The sequence below is a fragment of the Allobosea sp. 01N443 genome (genome assembly GCF_056399325.1).
Window position 1 is genome coordinate 1 of sequence record NZ_JBFTRC010000444.1, and the last position, 416, is coordinate 416.

At 68.2% G+C, this 416-nt stretch carries 1 protein-coding gene; it reads left to right on the plus strand.

The genetic code is table 11. The annotated features are described in order from the left end of the window. A partial coding sequence (locus AC1DRP_RS36905; RefSeq protein WP_476771189.1) for a DUF1194 domain-containing protein occupies nucleotides 1-416 on the plus strand: 416 nt, incomplete at both ends.

Genomic DNA, 416 nt, shown 5'->3' on the forward strand with positions numbered 1-416 from the left:
CGATGCCCCCTCCGTGCAGGCGGCCATTCTCGGCGGGCCGCGCCAGGCGATCGCGATCAGCGTCATCCTCTGGGCCGACAAGCCTAGCTTCTCGATTCCGTGGGTCAGGGTCGCCAGCGCCGCCGATGCGCGGGCGCTGGCAGGCAAACTGCGCCGGCTCGCCCGGCAAGGCGGCGAATTCACCTGCGTGGCGCAGATGATGCGCTTCGTCGCCGACAAGATCACGCCGCAAATCCCGATGCGGGCGACGCGCGTCCTCCTGGATGTGTCGGGGGACGGACAAGAAAACTGCAACCCCGAGGCCGCCCCGATGCAGGTTCGCGATGAACTGGTCGCGATCGGCCTGAMCATCAACGGGCTGCCGATCCTGGAAGGGAGCGAGGCTGAGACGCTCGCGCGCTGGTATGGCGAGAACG